The organism is Paenibacillus sp. FSL R5-0636 (assembly GCF_037974255.1).
Lineage (GTDB): Bacteria > Bacillota > Bacilli > Paenibacillales > Paenibacillaceae > Paenibacillus_AQ > Paenibacillus_AQ odorifer.
In genome coordinates this window covers 895,552-912,120 of record NZ_CP150232.1, presented here as the reverse complement: position 1 = coordinate 912,120, position 16,569 = coordinate 895,552, and the positions used below count along the sequence as shown (strand labels likewise).

Sequence of the window (16,569 nt, the reverse complement as noted above, 5' to 3'; positions counted from 1 at the left end):
GACGGTAAGCGTATATGCGAGAAATATAAGAAAGGAGTGAACAGGCTATGATAAAACGCAGCTATTATGGTTTACTCTCAACCATAACTTTAAGTGCTTTTGGGGATGCTTTTGGCTTGTTGGCTATGGAATGGCTCGTCTATGAGCTGACGGGTTCCAAACTAGCGATGGGAGCACTCGCGCTCAGCTCCGGCATACCTGAGCTGCTGCTGCGCTTGCTGGGCTCGCCGCTGTCCGACCGACTCCACCGGGTACGCTTTATGGCCTGCTTGGCAGCCATTCGCCTGTTAGCTATAGCACTGCCGCTAGGCATGGGTCTGGCTGGCCAACTGCAGCTGTGGCATCTGTTTGTCGCTGCTGGTCTCAGCGGGGCCTGCGCCGCTCTGTTCATGCCAACAGCCATGGCTGTTATTCCCGGCGTTGCCGATAGCCGGAAGCTGGTGCGGGCTTTTGCTATCATCGATGGCAGCAAAAGTGCAGCAGTCTTGCTAGGCCCCGCCCTGGCTGGGGCGTTGACCGCTGCCAGTGGAGCACTGCCAGCCCTTAGCATCAACATGTTATGTTACGTTGCGGCCATCACTACCTTGCTGTGCCTGCAGAAGCTACCCAAGCCCTCTCCAGCTCCAGGCCGTTTCTCCATTACCGTCTATGTTCGCGAAATAGCTGAGGGTTTTACCTTCTATAAACAATTCCCCGCTATGCTTACGATAATGATGATGGCCTCTATTAGTAATCTAAGCTCAATTGCCGTCTGGACCATGATGGTTCCTTTTGTACGCGAAGTGCTCCACCGTGATGCGGCGACGATGGGCACACTTAGTACAGTTTTCGCACTTGGAACCTTAGTCGGGCTAAGCATCATTTCCATGATAGGGGAAATTAAAAAGAGGCGGCTTGTCATGCTCAGCAGTCTGGGGACCATCGGTTTAGTAACAACATTATGGGGGTTATTTCCTAGTTTTTCTTTTGCTCTCGCCGCCGTATTCGCCACCGGAACGATAGCTCCCTTCTTCGGCTCCTTAAGCTCTTCACTCCATGGACGGCTGGTTCCGGGTAATCTGCAAGGAAGAGTCAACTCCATCCGTTTTTTAATCGGTGGCGGCTTGCAGCCTTTTGGTGCTTTTGCCGGCGCCGCGATTGCTGAACTCTATGGTGTGCCTGCGCTTTTTGTCATCGCCGGCTTGCTTCCAATGCTCTGCGCCAGCGCAGCCTTGCTGCTCCCCGGACTCAAAACACTGGACGGCGACCTCTCTACACTTGAAGCCACTCATCGGCACCCCGTGGTGGAAGGTTCATCGCAAAGTGTTGTAACTGAGCGATAGATGGTAATAGGCTTAAAAAAACTCATTTTAATTATTTATGATGAAATGAATAAAAAAAGAGATGCTTATAAGCATCTCTTTTTTTGACTAAACAGTTAACCTTTGTCTCGGATAACTCGCCGTCACGCACGATTATTTTATGTATAAATAATAACATATATTCTAAAATTAATAAAGAAAAAATCATTTCATTCCTAGTTTAAACCAATCTGAATGCTTTCCCCGCCCCATTCTTTCGAACATCTTTACCATTAAGCTTTTTTCACGTTTTGAATTACAACGTCTAAAATAAAAATCTTTAAATAGCTTTTCTATATCTTTTAGACTTTCAAACTGGGAAAGTACTAATAAAGTGTCATATAGTCTTATTTCATAATAAGTTGAAACTCCTGCAGTATTAATTTTAGTTCTTAAACCTAAATCATTTATTAAACCCGAATCAATCCTTAAACGATTCGATGTCCGAAATCTATTAACTAATTGAAAATGTGCACAAGTATTTCTTAATTCAATAAAAATTCGTACTGAGTTGATAAACTTTTGTTTATCAATGTACTTCATCCCCATATCTTCAATGACCTTTTCAAAAATATCTCTTTCAAATCCTAATAATAAACTAAAGAGAGAACCAAACTCAAGGACTTTAATAGTCACCCAGAACGGTGGGTGATCATAAGTAGATATATAAGGATATTTAGCTCTGCAATGCTCAATGAAATTACTATACGTAGCCCCATTGAAATAAATATTTGTCTGAAATATTTTATGTCCTGTAATATTCTTAGCTAAATCTTTAGGTAAACTCAAATGATTTGAACGTGGATTGGTATACTTATTGATATCAATGTAACATGCAGAATCAGAAGCATTTAAATAATGTTTTTCACAAAACCGATATGCCATGGAAGATTTCAAACGAATTTCAAATTTATCTAAAATTTTCAAAATCTCTAAATTCAATTTTTTATCAAAATCATACAACAATAAAAAGTCTTCAAAAAAAAGACCATTGTATTCTTTATTAGTAGCTTTTGAATCAGTTAATAACAATGTTTCAAATCCATTTATTAAGTCAAAATAATTCTTTTCTAATAAGTGTCGTTTAGCTTTTTCTTCATCCCTAATAATTAATTTTCTTTCTTTTAATAAGTCAATTTGTTGGTCTAAAGATTTGAATGTTTTGGTAACATGTGTGCTCAAATAAATCTCCCCATTATTTTTAATCTATTTATTTAAAGGTTCTATAATTTTCTAAATGAGCAAGCCGCCTAGTTTACTTCCATTTTTCGTAAGAAAATGTAAAAAACCACTCTGAATTATACATTAAATAAAAAAATAGGGATATGAACTTCTAGGACGTTTGGCATAATGAATGAGATACTCCACACAATCGACAAAAACAGGCGATACCGGTATACCGGAACATCGCCTGTTTTTATAAGTTTTCACCTAGGAGCATCGCTACTAGGTATATTCTCTTTTCAGTGGTTTGTCACAGTGGCTTGATTCGTAGCCACTAGTTCCCCTCCCCCTTCCGGTAAAAACCGAAGCGGGAGGCGTTGAGCCTTTAGTTTGTGTTTGTGTTTGTGTGTTGGTGTTTTGGAATTCGCGCTGATAGCAGCGGAGAGAACGGACTGATTGTGGAAAAGCGGAGCGTCCGCCAGCGTAAAAAGCCCACAGCGCACAACGTCCAAAAGCTAACACCAAGAACCTAAGGCTCAATCAACCCATATTTCGTTTTTATCCGATCCAACTTCTCAATCATAGGATTAGCAATAAAAAACAAAAATACCACCGTCGAGATCGCATGCACCATATCAAACCAAAAACCTGAAATATAAGTGGTCATTAAAGCCGGCCAGGAGAACTCTGAAGTGAACATCATCAACGAGCCTATATTGATAATGCCTCCGTATACGAAAAACGTCGCTAAGCCTCCGAATATACATAGCGAAAGCTTATTCTTTTTAAGCAGACCCTTCTTGAAGAAAATGCCCGCCAGGAAGCCAATGATGCCAAAACAAAACATTTGCCAAGGCGTCCAAGGACCCTGCCCAAAGAAGAAATTCGAGACAAAACCTGCAACAGCGCCAACCAGAAACCCTGCCTCCGCACCCAAGCTTACCCCTGCGATGATGACAATAGCAACCACTGGCTTAAACTGCGGCAACATAAAAAAGGCTGCGCGTCCCGCCACGGCAATGGCTGCTAACACTGCTATAACAATCAGCTCCCTCGCCTGCGGCTTCCGGTTCTCGAACACCATCGCAAAAGGAATCATCGTATAGATAACTATTAATAGACTGATAAAATAATACTTCCGATCATTTAGCACAAAGATGCCTAATAAAATCGTAGCTGGAATGACTATGAGGATTAGTAGTGCCGCTAATAAAGTTCGACGACTCAAACGACGATCCGTTATCTGCTTCTTTGACATAAATCAATCACACCCTCTATCGTTACTCCCTCATTCCATACATGACGCGCCATACGGTTGGCGGCCGTTGTATAGAAGCTGTTTCCCGCAAAAAACTTCTGTGCTTCATTCGTAGTGATGATACTTCCATCAAAAAACATGGCGCAGACCTCAGCATACTTAGCACAAAATTCAACGTCATGCGAGACCATTACAATAGTAACGCCTTCGGCATTGAGCTTTTGCAGGAATACGGCTAGCTTCTCTTTGAAGGGTCCATCCAGTCCTTTGGTCGGTTCATCCAACAGCAGAATCTTTGGTTCTAACAAAAGGACCTTCGCCAACGCTGCACGCTGTTGTTCTCCCCCGCTGAGATCATACGGATGCATGGAGAGGAGATGTTCCAGTTCTGCGAACTTAACCACAGCTTCAACTCTGGCGTTTTTTTCTTCCTTCGTCAAAGAGAGCTGGGATAACATTTCATATAAATCTAGCTCGACTGTTTTTTTCACAAATAAGGTTTGCGGATTTTGCGGGAGGATACCCAGATTGTTAGTAAACAACGCTTTGGCATTCATCTTCGCAGGGTTGCTCCCGCCGATAAGAACTTTCCCTCTATAAGGCTGAAGGATTCCGCTCATCAGCGACAGCGTCGATGTCTTCCCTGTTCCATTCCCGCCAACAATACAATAAAATTGCCCTTGCTTCACTTCAAACGACAAATCTTTAATGACATTCGGCCCATTTTTATCATATTTAAACCATACGTCCTTAAACTTTATGACTACAGGGCCGGCCTCTTTCGTGCTAGGCTGAGTTTCTGCCATCGTTGCAGGAGTCTTACCCTTTAGAAAAGCATCCAACCATTGGCGTCCTTCCTTTACAGTAACAGGCCACACTAAGTCATGATCTACTCCTGCAACAATCTGCATCGGTGAGGGCATGGACAGAAACATCGGATGGTTCAGCTTACATAAAACCTCGCCCACCTTTTGCGGGGGATCATCAGCTATCACAGCTCCCTCATTCAGCACAATCAACCGATCTGTAAGCGGAAGAACATCCTCTAGACGATGCTCGGTCATGATCACGGTTGTTCCCAGCTCACGATTTATTTTTTTGACCGTCTCCAGAAAATCGGAAGCCGCAATAGGATCTAGCTGGGAGGTAGGCTCATCGAGGATTAGAACCGAGGGATGCATAGCCATTATGGATGCTAAGTTAAGCAGCTGCTTCTGGCCGCCTGATAGCTCGGTCACACTTTTATGAAACCAGGTCTGGATCCCAAAAAAACTAGCCATTTCCGCCACACGCAGGCGAATCGTAGAATTATCGTACCCTAAGCTCTCAAGCCCAAAAGCAAGCTCATGCCATACTTTATCTGTCACAATTTGATTGTCCGGACTTTGGAGTACATAACCAATTTCCGCTGCCTGTGTGCGTTGATCGATCTCCTCTACAGGTTGACCCTTATAATAAATTGCCCCTTGGCGATTGCCATGTGGGGTTAGGATTGTTTTCAGTTGTCTAAGCAGAGTGCTTTTGCCACAGCCTGACTTTCCACAAATGGTAATGAAGTCTCCACTTTCAATCGTAAGATTAATATTCGAAAGAGCCGCTTGCTCTTGTTCAGGAAAAGTAAAGCTTAGTTCTTCGATTCGATAGATTTCCATTTCATTTCCTCCACCATATTGATGAGCACTGGGATCATACATAACGCAAAATAAGCGATATATATAAGAATACTAAAAGGTGTAATTGTGCTCGCTTTAATCGACGGATAGAATCTCATGGTGTTCTCACCCAACACTGCCCCTACGGCTACCAGCGCAATTAAGCCTGTCATGATCAAGAGAACTACTTTGTCTCGGGCATCTAACCGAAAGATAGAAAAGCTTGTACGGCCCGGCAATCCATACCCTCTCGATCTCATGGAATCCGCTGTCTCAATCGCATTTTCCAAAGCCCAGGTGGTCATAATGGAGAGAATCGTAATCCCATTCCGCGCACGCGCGAGGAGATTTCCCTGTGAGACATCCCGGCCTATACATTTTTGAGCATTAGAAATCACCTTGATTTGCGCTAAATATCTAGGAACAAAACGAAGCACCATCGAAAAAATCAACGACAGTGCCGGCAGTATTTTTCCGAATATATAAATAAACTTATCCGAGGTCATCACGACGTTATAACAGGAGAACCAAATAATTACCGTCACAAACATACACGCCGCTGCCACGCCATAAAGAATCGATTCCTTCGTAATGGGGTTCCCGTTGTTTAAATAGAACAAGATCGTTACCCCTTGATGATTAAAAACAGGATTCATCACTGCCATAAATAGCAGAAAAGGAATCATGTAAAGCAGATTAAATCGGATGCCCTTTTTTCCTTTTAACATAATTGAGTAGGCTACAGCACTACTAAGGGCGATCACCTGAAATATAGGATGCATAAACACCATGCTAAACAGCAATACAACAACAAAATATAGAAAATTCACAAACGGATGAAAGGTAGAAAAGCTATCCTTCATTATTTCTGTGCTCCTCCTGTGGCTACATATCCACCCACATCTCGACCTAGATCACAAGTGTATACCCAATCAATGACATCGCCATCTTTGAGAACATAACGGCTACTGCCGTAGTTAGGGAACCAGCCATTTACTTTGTACATCCATCCACTGAGCTCTCCAGCATCGAATTCATACAGATTATTTATGCCTTCAATATAATTACTGTTATAGATCGGCGTCATGCTAAATTCCATATGGATTTTATTCTTCTTCATTTCTCTTAGTAGAACATCAAATACAGACTCACCTTCATAAAAGGTTACCTTCTGCGCTTTATAAATGATACCATCTGCCGGTAATACTTCAAGCTTATCCTCATTAAAAATATCCATGTTATCTAAAATTGTTGCCGCTGACACGGACAAGGTAGCCGTTAATTGCTTCTTCTTATCTACTGTTGCATCTTGCCATTCCACTGGTTTAGGTTTCCCGCTCGGCACTGGATCGGTAAGAAATTTATCCTTTTTCGGTTCCTGCTTGGTTTCTGTTGTCGCTACTTTTGAATCAGGTTTTGTTACGGGTTTTGCCGTCGCTTTCGTTTCCGGCACGGACGTTTTAGCCGCTTTCGGCGTTGCGGTCGGTTGCTTCGTTGCAGCAGGTTTTGTTGTTGCGACCGGCGTTACAACTTCTGTTGGTGCTGCAGTTCCTGTTGGTGTTACAGCATCCGTTGGTGTTGCCGATTCATTTGGTTTTATGGCTTCAATAGGCTTAGCTGTTTCACTTGGCGTAGCTGACGGTGTTATCTCCGTTGTCTCGGTAGCGATTGCCTCAGTGGGTTCAACATCAACATTTGTTGCGGAAGCAGTGTTCTCTGGCTCTATAACCTGTGTCTCAACGCTACTATTAGCGACCTTGTTTGGGCTCTTCTGGTAATCCCCGCCCCAAAAGAAGGCGATAGCCAATACACCTATGATTAGTATCGCGGTTAACCATTTCTTCTTGTTCATTTCTCTAGTCCCACCTTAAATAATAAGCAAGGGTATACACGCTACCCTTGCTTATCTCTCTAAATAAAATTCTATTTGACGTCTGTCATATCATAAAGACGTGTCTGGCCATTAACGAGCCGATCATAGGAAACCAGTGCATACATCGCCTGATCCGTAGCCATAAGATCTACTTCTCCTGGTTGCGCGCCTCCATTGCCTACTCCACCCTGCTTCACGTGATAAAAGCCACCTTCAGGTGCAGCAAAACTAAGCAATGCGTCTACTGCGGAATGTCCATTTTTAATAAATCTGGAATCCTTATGCGGGTCAATACCAAGGCCAGTTAAAGCTACAATCACCTGAGCGACGCTTTCGGAATTTGTAGATTCCCAGCTTGCAAAACCACCGTCTGCTGTCTGTGTTTTGGATAACCAAGCAATCCCCCGGTCCACAGCAGCTGTTACTTTGGCGTTGGTTTTGTAATAAGGCGTTAAGCCTTGAATGACCATCCCTGTGATATCTGGATCAGCCGCTGTAGCATTACTGCCTAGTGCCCATCCACCGCCGCTGATCTCTCTGCCCAAAATATAATCAATGAGCATCTCTCTAGTCGTCTGCGTCTTTACATCCTTAACCACTGGAATGTCGTAATGATTACTGTCCAGTGCAATGAGAGCAAACACAGGTCCATTAATACCTTGCTTAATTACAGTATCAAAATCCGCGAGCGGTTCCAGTAGGTTATAACCCGCCACTTTATCAATATTTTTGTTGATTGAAGTTAATGCCAAAATAACTCTATCATATTCCGTATATTTTACGCTATGCAGCTTCCCTGATTTTTCTTTAAGAGTCGCTTCTACATTTGCATAGTACTTAGTGTAATAACTATCTGGAACCTTCACACCTGAACGTGCCAGCCCGAAGACTGTCCAGTCCCCGCCAACCGAGGAGATGACCGGGTTTGTTACTGTTTTTTGCAAAAAGGCAGCTGTGTTCTGAATATAAGAACTAACTGCTGAATTCTGAATAGTTGGACTAACCACTTTGTTCCCACTCTTATAATCATGGGTTCTAGTAGCTACAACAGCCGCCATTTCTCTGGTTACAAGCTCTTTAGGCTTAAATTGATTATCATCGCCTAACATCAAACCAGTCGCAACAACGGTCTCTACATCTGCTTTGGCCCATGCCGATACTGTGTTGATATCTTTAATCGCTGTTCCAGGCTTCGTCGCCGGGATGGCCAATGCTCTGACGATAATTGCGGCCATCTGCTCACGAGTAATCTTGTCATTTGGCTTAAATTCATTATTAAAGCCTGTGATTAGACCTGCCTTATGCGCAGCATTCACATATGGATAGAACCAATCGCCTAGAGCGACATCCTTATAGGTAATGCCTTTATCACTCTTAATATCAAGTTCTAATGCAGAAACGAGAATCTTAGTGAACTCCGCTCTTGTGATATAAGCCTTCGGATTCACCTGACCATTGTTACCTTGGATATATCCTTTTACTGTAGCTGTTTCAATCGCTGAATAGGCCCAGGAAGAAATCTTATCAGCATCTGTATACAGTTGTTTAATATCATTCGTATTCTGGGTAGGATCCTTAGGAGTCACTGTTGGAGATGGACTCACATTTGGATCACCACTGCCTTCCGGATTAGCTCCCCCACCAGGAGCCGGAGTAGCACCAGGCTTAGGCGTTGGGGTTGGGCTCATCGTTGGTATCGGTGCATTTAGATCCACACCCAAATTCTTAGTATAACGCCACTGAATTCTGTCCCCGGCACTTAGGTCATATGAAGATGCACCATAATTAGGATATTTCCCATTCACATTATACATCCATCCACTGCCGCTGCCATGGTCAAATTCCCCATCACCAGCTATGGATTCAACATATACACTTCCAAAGTCACTGTTCCAGGAATCTCTATAGTCGATACCACGGCCATCCAGCACTCTTTTTAGTACAGACCACACTGTGTCACCAGATTGTAGCTCTACCTGTACAGATGGAACAACATATCCCTTATTAATCGTAAGCTTATCCACGGACAGGATTACATATGGTTTCGATGGAGTGGTTCCGCCACCATTGTTGCCGCCATTTCCTTCACCATTTCCGCTACCATTACCTTCGCCATTACCGTTACCACCGTCGCCGCCAGGTGTTTGTACTGCACTGGAAGCATAAGCAATGTAGTCAGTGAAGTGATTGGTTTTTACAATTAAATCATTTCCACTATCATAGGCATACTCAGACTTACCGCTTGCAAAACCTAAGTCATCACTTGCAAATTTTTGAATGGCATGAGGAGTGCCATTTTGAATATAAGCTGCATCTTTTCCTTTAAGGTCCTTAAAGGTTAACGTAATAAATTGACTGAATTCTACTCTTGCACTACCACCCATGGAAAATGCTTGAAGAATATTATCAAGCTTCTTGTCCCCGGGAATAATCTGATTCACACTATCTTTTAGTGCAGATTCTCCACCGGTTAAAGCTGAAATCAGTTCAATTGCAGAGGCATCCCCACTTGTAACTTTTGCACCCTTAGGAATGACTACAGATACGTTACCTTTTATGGCCTCTATCTGAGGAAGGTCGCTGTTACTTGGTAAATTGACACTAACCTTCGATTGATTTCCCTCCGGAATAGCTACTGTGATTTCTTTGTTGCTATCTCCAGTGCTGATCGGAACGATATAATCATTAGCGTCATTTGGGATTTCAACTTTCGGGTTCTCCCCAGAAGGTAACGGAAATTCTTTCGGACCCTCTGGTTGCCCAGGCCCCGGTTCTTCCGGTTGTTCCACTTTCACATCATTCATATCAAAGAGACGGCTGCTATGATTGATCAGACGATCATAAGACACAAGTGCATACGTACCTTGGTCCGTTGCCATATTGTCTACTTTGCCTGTGAGGATATGCTTAAATCCACCCTCAGGTGCAGCAAAGCTAAGCAATGCATCAATAAGCGAATTTCCACTTTTAACAAATCTAGTGTCAGTGTGCGGATCTACGCCTACACCAGTTAAGGCTACAATTACCTGTGAGATACTTTCGCTGCTAGTGCTTCCCCAGCTTGTAAATCCGCCTTGATTGTTTTGGTTATCGGACAGCCATTGGATGGCCCGATCCACGGCGGCTTTTACATCATCTCGGGTTGCATAATAAGGTGCAAGAGCTTGCATCGCCATCGCAGTCATATCGACATCGGCTTTGGTTACGCCTAATGCCCAGCCACCAGCTTCTGCTGTACCTTTTTTAACCTCTTTATCTAAAATGTACTGAACTAGTTTTTCTCTTGTGGTCTGTTCTGTAACTCCATCAACTACTGGGATCTCATAGTTATGGCTATCTAGCGCAATCAGAGCAAAAATCGGACCATTATTGCCTTGCTTTTGGATATATTGATAATCAGCGAGTGCTTTTCTCAGATCATATCCCGCAACATTTGTGATATCTTTTCCGATAGAGGTAAGCCCAAGAATCGCTCTGGAATTCTCTGTGCTTTTATTGGCGTCGAGTTTTCCATCCTCTTTAATGATCGATGCTATTTTCGTTGCTACATTGTTGTAATAAAGATCGTAATAACCGTTAGGTACTGTATAGTTCGCCCGTGCCAGAGAAAGGATCGACCATTCTCCACTACCTGTTCCAAACGACGGATTCTTTACAGTGTTTAGAATATAGGCAAGGCTTTTATCTAACTGTTGTTTGACGGCAACTGTAGTTTCCAGTTTGTAAGTAACTTGATAAGTTACATTTGTTTTGTTTCCAGCTCCGTCAAGAGCCGTTACAGTAATTGCATTACTGCCTGAATTCAGAGAAGCTTTGTACTCCCCATTCGCAGGTGATAAAGTAACACCATTCAGCTTCACTTCTGGAATGATGTCACTATATACATTGTCTGTGACAGCTACTTTGAAGCTTATTTCTTTATTGGATACTTCCTGTTTATCTTGTATGCCACTTACTGTAATAACAGGGGGTTCTATGTCTAATGCATGGTTAAGCCCTACAAGTGCATGATCTACACTTATTTGAGAGCTTGCCATATTTTCGAGCACGGAATAGGCTTGATAAACTGCCGATTGTACTACTGGTCTGTCCAAAATAGTTTCTTTATTAGGGTCACTGTTAATCTCGGCGATTTCCGCAGTTAAAGCATCCTTATTGGCAAGTTGAACTGGGATTTCTCCCCAGCCACCAAGATCAGAACCATAGCCATAAGTGGTGAACTGAGTTCGAATAATGTCACCGTCTTGAGGCTTATAATCGGTCATCCCAAACGGAGGAAACACATTATTTACTGCATACATCCAACCCGACATGGAGGTATAGTCAAACTGACTTAACCACTCTGGGTCTGCTTTAGTGCCGACTGTTTTCCCATCGGCTGAAATCATATCTAAAATATATTGTGGAATATTGACTTCACTTCTGCCACTATCTTTAACCTCTGATAAATAAAAACCACTATCTATATTTCCTAAATATCTATAATTCCCATCACCTAGCGCACGTGTTATTAAAGATGCGCCATTATCGCCTTCATAAATCGGAACTTTAATAGGCTCCTTAATATACCCTTGGCCTAAGGTGAATTTCTCTACGGATACAGATACATACCCTTTAAGGGTAGAGCTTGCTCCATTTGCTTGAGCCGGGATAACACTTGTAGAGAATGTCGTGATAAATACAGCTACAATGAGTAACCACGCTAAAAACTTATTTTTCTTCATTTTTCCATAACCCTTCCCTTCATACCTATGATAAAAAAACAGAATAAACTTTCTCATAACCACAAAAAAACCACTCAACATAAACGTCAAGAGGTTAAGATAGTGAACCACAATACTAGCTGGCAAACACTATTCAAGCACCTCTCTATCGATCGTAGAGTTTGATGGTGTAACAGAAAAAGGCAGATATTCTGGCTCAAGTATCATCACCCTTACTGCCTTCCCAGTTTCCCAGTGGCATTTTGCAAGGACTCCTCTTTCACAGCGGCGGGACCGCGCGGGATTCACACCCGCTTTCCATTTAACCAATCTATGATTGTACTTCCGCAACATTCATAGTTGGCACCTATTTCTAATTTTAAATTTTCATGCTTCATCATATCTAATATATATGCTTTTGTCATGTTATATTTCTTTTTTGTATAACGGGCAGCTAGAGATAATCCTATTGAATAACCAATTTCTACGAGTAGGGATATTTAAATAATTTCTTTATCCAACTGTGGGGAAAATTAATTTAAATCACTAATTCTTATATGAATTTGCCACAAATTAGTAAGGTACTCGCTGAGTTAATTCTATGTTAGGGTATATTCAGAAAGCGTTTACAAAAATAACATTGGAGGTGTTCGTGTTCATCTAACCACCAAGTACAGCGTCAAAGCCAGGTCCAAGCATCCTAAATTTATCTCACAAAGGAGAATTCAATGACTACGCGAATCCAGAAATCCTTCTTATCATTGACACTTGTCACCGCTCTTCTGCTCTCTCTGTTCTCATCCATGGCTGCAGCTGCAACTAAGGATGAGCAACAAGCTAAGGCAGCGCCAAAGAGTAAGATCCAATCCTATGTAGACGAAATGCAGCCCGGATGGAACCTCGGTAATACTTTAGATGCTACAGGTGAGGACGAAACCTCCTGGGGCAATCCTCGTGTGACCCAAGAACTTATTAAAAAGATCGCCGCTCAAGGCTATAAAAGTATTCGGATTCCTGTGACCTGGGATACTCACATGGGTGCGGCACCAGACTATACCCTAGAAAAAGCCTACCTCGACCGTGTGGAAGAAGTTGTCGGCTGGGCACTGGACGCCAAGCTTTATGTCATGATTAATGTCCATCATGATTCCTGGCTATGGGTAAGCCATATGGAAGAAAAACACGATGAAACGCTGGCGCGTTATAATGCAGCCTGGACTCAAATTGCCGATCGCTTTAAGGACAAATCCGATAAGCTGATGTTCGAGAGCATAAATGAGCCTCGGTTCACCGATGGTGGAAGCACAGACGAAGCAAAAATGGAGCAAATGCTTACTGAACTCAATAACTCCTTCTATCAGATCGTGCGGAAATCCGGTGGGAAAAACGACCTCCGCCCACTTGTATTGCCTTCATTAGAGTCTTCACCTACACAAACAAGAATGGATCATCTCTATAAGACGATTACGGCTCTAAACGATCCGAATATTATTGCGACCGTTCACTTCTATGGCTTCTGGCCTTTTAGTGTGAACATTGCCGGTTACACCACATTTGAAAAAGATACAAAAAACGATATCACTCAAACTTTTGATAACGTTTACAATACATTTGTAGCTAAAGGCATCCCTGTCATCGTCGGCGAATTTGGTTTATTAGGTTTCGATAAAGACACAGGTGTGATTGAACAGGGCGAGAAGCTTAAATTCTTCGAGTATCTGACTTATTATTTGAAAGAAAAGAAAATGACTTCCATGCTCTGGGATAACGGGCAGCATTTCAACCGTAAAATTTATAAGTGGTCTGATCCTGAACTCCACAATGTATTAATGTCTGGTCTGAAGGAGCGTTCCTCCAGCACCGAAAGCGATTTGGTCTACCTAAAAAAAGGTGCACAAATCAAAGATACCAAGGTTAAGCTAAACCTGAACGGCAATAAGCTAACCACCATTAGTGCCAACGGAAAATATCTGACCAAAGGTAAAGATTACACATTAAATGGTGAGGAGCTCATCCTCAAAGCCAGCCAACTCAAAAAGCTCACAGCTTCCCAAAAATACGGTGAAAATGCCGTGCTGACTCTGAAATTCAACAAGGGTGTTGCGTGGAGGCTTAAGGTGATTGTGTATGACACAGCTAAATTAAGCGATGCAAAAGGCACGACTGAATCCTTTGCCATTCCGACCACCTTTAATGGTAACCAGCTTGCCACAATGGAAGCTGTATATACCGCTGGTGGCAATGCAGGTCCGCAGGACTGGACTCCATTTAAGGAATTCGGCAATACCTTCTCACCTTCTTATAACACTAAAGAAATCAAGCTGCTTCCCGCGTTCTTTAAAGATGTTAAAGACGGCGAGGTTATCCTAAAATTCCACTTCTGGAATGGTGATATCATCACCTACAAGATCACGAAGAGCGGAGCAAACGTTGTAGGAAAGTCCTCTTAAGCATACGTCCTGTTAACAACACAAATAGGGGTGTCCCTACGCGGGAACACCCCTATTTGTATTGTACCCATCACATATAAACCTCGTCATACGAAATTATCATCAACCGATAAATTAAATAAACGCCAAGATAGGCTCCGGTAATAAGAAACATTGGATTTAAAAATATCGCATGGATCGAGGTCATAAATACAGCATGATCCCTTAATATTTCGTAAATCGCCAAAGCGGAAATATTTCCAAAGATAATCGCACTTAAGACCGAAGCAACATTGAATACCATACGCCACTTTATCGATTTACCTTGTAACATCAGCATGACAATGGGAACAATAATACTACCAAGTACGATTAGAAATTTCATCCAGTCACCTCGGTAAATTTTTAATCGTCCAGTTCCACGCTTTCGATTTGTCCGTCTGCATTTACCGTCCACTCGATTTCAACGCCATTATTTAATCCGAGCTTGTCTTCATCTTCAATGACTATATGATCAGGAATCGTTAAGGTTTGCTCTTTACCGCCCTCCACTTGAACGGTAATCTGTTTATCCTTAACCGCAGTGATCCTTCCGTCATATTCAATCTGCTGCAAAACAATCTTTTGATTCTGATCTGTAATGGTAACCCGCTTGCCACCGTCGCTTAACAGTTCAACCTTTTTATGATAGCTATCTTTTAACGAAACATCCTTGATAACTCTCTGAATGCTCACTCCCTCTGGAAGTTCCCCAGTATTTGAACCGGGTGACGCAGATTGTTCTGTTGCGTTATTCGTAGGCGCAGGTGTAGTAGCTTCTGCAGAAGGTGCTGTGGTTTCTACTTGAGCCGTTGGAGTAGCCACTTGAGTCTCATCCGCTGCTTTAGTGCATCCACTTAACAATACCGTACATGCACAAATACAACAAAGAATTGTAGCCCTGGTAAAACGTTGTGTTGTTCCTTTATTCGATCTCATCTTTTACCCCCGCATTTTAATGTATTCTTTTTTATATAGTGGACATAGTTTTACCTCTTATCTTCCTTTTATTCACCAGAATATGGCCATCTGAAAGCAGCAGTTGAGTAACAATTCATGAACATGTCAAAAAACCGCCCTGATTTAGATCAGTGGCGGTCTCCATGAAATGATGAGATAAATAAGATCATATTAATTTACAATATGTGTGCCAGCCTGTTGACTCATCGCAGCTTTCATATTTTCCGGATTAGTAATGATAACTCTACGTCCCTCCTTTTTCAAAAAGCTAAGACTTGCTTCAATTTTAGGCTGCATACTTCCAGCAGGAAAATGACCCTGCTCCGCATATACCATCATTTCTGCCGCTGTAACTTCTTCAAGAGCCTTCTGCTCAGGCGTACCGAAATTTACACATACCTGAGGAACTCCTGTTGTAATAATCAGCGATTCTGCATCGATCTGTTCGGCCAGCAGACTTGTAGCAAAATCTTTGTCAATGACCGCATCGATACCTTCGTAGGTATTATTTTCGGTTTTGATCACAGGAATCCCGCCTCCGCCAACAGCGATCACCACATAACCCGTCTCAATGAGTGATTTAATGACGTCTTTTTCAACGATATCAATCGGCTTAGGCGATGGAACAACACGGCGGTAACCACGACCTGAATCCTCAATGATGACCCAATCTGGCTTGGCACGCTTCATCTCCTCTGCTTGCTCAAGCGTGAAGAAGGAGCCCACTGGTTTCGAGGGAGACTGAAAATTCGGATCATTTTTGCTAACCTCGACCTGAGTAATGACTGTGGCAACCTTTTTGTCTAATCTGCGGTGAATGAATTCATTTGTTAAGGCCTGCTGAATTAAATAACCTATGCCCCCTTGCGTGCCCGCCACGCAATTGACCAGCGGAGTAACATCCATTCCAGTAACTTCCGAAGCCACCTCGCTTCGTCTCAGCTCGAATCCAACCTGTGGACCGTTGCCGTGAGTAACCACCACATCGTTGCCTGCTTGCACCAGATCAGCGATATTGACAGCAATTTCACGTACTGCCTCAGATTGATCCTCTATAGAATCGCGGCCATTGTCTTTCACCAATGAATTACCGCCAATGGCTACAACTATAAATTTACTCATTCCATTCCTCCTGACGGATCAGTTGATCC

The 16,569-nt window shown here is 42.7% G+C and carries 11 protein-coding genes and 1 riboswitch; of the genes, 2 read left to right on the top strand and 9 right to left on the bottom strand.

The window, feature by feature from the left end; translation table 11 throughout:
- Positions 1–47: 47 nt before the first annotated feature.
- Positions 48–1,322, top strand: a complete 1,275-nt coding sequence (locus tag MKX34_RS03940; RefSeq protein WP_076296213.1) for an MFS transporter — start codon at positions 48–50, stop codon at positions 1,320–1,322.
- Between the two features lie 183 nt (positions 1,323–1,505).
- Here the strand turns inward: MKX34_RS03940 and MKX34_RS03935 are convergent, their stop codons facing one another.
- From MKX34_RS03935 to MKX34_RS03910, 6 genes are all read right to left on the bottom strand, one after another.
- On the bottom strand, positions 1,506–2,522 hold the full coding sequence (locus MKX34_RS03935; protein WP_076296212.1) for an Abi family protein: 1,017 nt from the start codon (positions 2,520–2,522) through the stop codon (positions 1,506–1,508).
- A 511-nt stretch (positions 2,523–3,033) separates the two neighbouring features.
- Positions 3,034–3,762, bottom strand: coding sequence for an ECF transporter S component (locus MKX34_RS03930; RefSeq protein ID WP_036684891.1), 729 nt, complete (start codon positions 3,760–3,762; stop codon positions 3,034–3,036).
- Entirely contained in the window at positions 3,744–5,414 is a 1,671-nt protein-coding gene (locus tag MKX34_RS03925; protein WP_038568779.1) for an ATP-binding cassette domain-containing protein, read from the bottom strand. Before MKX34_RS03925 ends, MKX34_RS03930 begins: the two co-directional genes overlap by 19 nt.
- Positions 5,387–6,277 carry an energy-coupling factor transporter transmembrane component T gene (locus tag MKX34_RS03920; protein ID WP_076098685.1) on the bottom strand — a complete coding sequence of 297 codons (891 nt, stop codon included), beginning with the start codon at positions 6,275–6,277 and terminating at the stop codon, positions 5,387–5,389. The genes MKX34_RS03925 and MKX34_RS03920 overlap by 28 nt, the downstream gene beginning before the upstream one ends.
- Positions 6,277–7,266, bottom strand: coding sequence for a DUF4430 domain-containing protein (locus tag MKX34_RS03915; RefSeq protein WP_076296211.1), 990 nt, complete (start codon positions 7,264–7,266; stop codon positions 6,277–6,279). Before MKX34_RS03915 ends, MKX34_RS03920 begins: the two co-directional genes overlap by 1 nt.
- Before the next feature lie 71 nt (positions 7,267–7,337).
- Complete coding sequence (locus tag MKX34_RS03910) at positions 7,338–12,011, bottom strand: S-layer homology domain-containing protein (protein WP_076296224.1); 4,674 nt, start codon at positions 12,009–12,011, stop codon at positions 7,338–7,340.
- Between the two features lie 163 nt (positions 12,012–12,174).
- Positions 12,175–12,376: riboswitch (cobalamin riboswitch) on the bottom strand.
- Positions 12,377–12,718: 342 nt separating this feature from the next.
- Between MKX34_RS03910 and MKX34_RS03905 the strand changes: the two genes are divergently transcribed.
- Entirely contained in the window at positions 12,719–14,440 is a 1,722-nt protein-coding gene (locus MKX34_RS03905; protein ID WP_036684883.1) for a cellulase family glycosylhydrolase, read from the top strand.
- 70 nt (positions 14,441–14,510) lie between these two features.
- On the opposite strand, the gene MKX34_RS03900 is transcribed toward MKX34_RS03905, so the two are convergent.
- The 3 genes from MKX34_RS03900 to arcC all read right to left on the bottom strand — a co-directional run bounded on the left by MKX34_RS03900 (position 14,511) and on the right by arcC (position 16,540).
- Positions 14,511–14,804 (bottom strand): hypothetical protein, encoded by a 294-nt coding sequence (locus MKX34_RS03900; RefSeq protein ID WP_036684881.1) that lies wholly within the window; start codon positions 14,802–14,804, stop codon positions 14,511–14,513.
- A 20-nt stretch (positions 14,805–14,824) separates the two neighbouring features.
- Positions 14,825–15,397: a hypothetical protein gene (locus MKX34_RS03895; RefSeq protein WP_036684879.1), complete on the bottom strand. Its 573-nt coding sequence runs from the start codon at positions 15,395–15,397 to the stop codon at positions 14,825–14,827.
- Positions 15,398–15,589: 192 nt separating this feature from the next.
- Complete coding sequence (arcC, locus tag MKX34_RS03890) at positions 15,590–16,540, bottom strand: carbamate kinase (RefSeq protein WP_036684877.1); 951 nt, start codon at positions 16,538–16,540, stop codon at positions 15,590–15,592.
- Positions 16,541–16,569: the final 29 nt, after the last annotated feature.

Coding starts and splice junctions, on each gene's coding strand:
- MKX34_RS03940 (WP_076296213.1), top strand. CDS start 48: ATGATAAAACGCAGCTATTATGGTTTACTCTCAACCATAACTTTAAGT.
- MKX34_RS03930 (WP_036684891.1), bottom strand. CDS start 3,762: ATGTCAAAGAAGCAGATAACGGATCGTCGTTTGAGTCGTCGAACTTTA.
- MKX34_RS03925 (WP_038568779.1), bottom strand. CDS start 5,414: ATGGAAATCTATCGAATCGAAGAACTAAGCTTTACTTTTCCTGAACAA.
- MKX34_RS03920 (WP_076098685.1), bottom strand. CDS start 6,277: ATGAAGGATAGCTTTTCTACCTTTCATCCGTTTGTGAATTTTCTATAT.
- MKX34_RS03915 (WP_076296211.1), bottom strand. CDS start 7,266: ATGAACAAGAAGAAATGGTTAACCGCGATACTAATCATAGGTGTATTG.
- MKX34_RS03910 (WP_076296224.1), bottom strand. CDS start 12,011: ATGAAGAAAAATAAGTTTTTAGCGTGGTTACTCATTGTAGCTGTATTT.
- MKX34_RS03905 (WP_036684883.1), top strand. CDS start 12,719: ATGACTACGCGAATCCAGAAATCCTTCTTATCATTGACACTTGTCACC.
- MKX34_RS03900 (WP_036684881.1), bottom strand. CDS start 14,804: ATGAAATTTCTAATCGTACTTGGTAGTATTATTGTTCCCATTGTCATG.
- MKX34_RS03895 (WP_036684879.1), bottom strand. CDS start 15,397: ATGAGATCGAATAAAGGAACAACACAACGTTTTACCAGGGCTACAATT.
- arcC (WP_036684877.1), bottom strand. CDS start 16,540: ATGAGTAAATTTATAGTTGTAGCCATTGGCGGTAATTCATTGGTGAAA.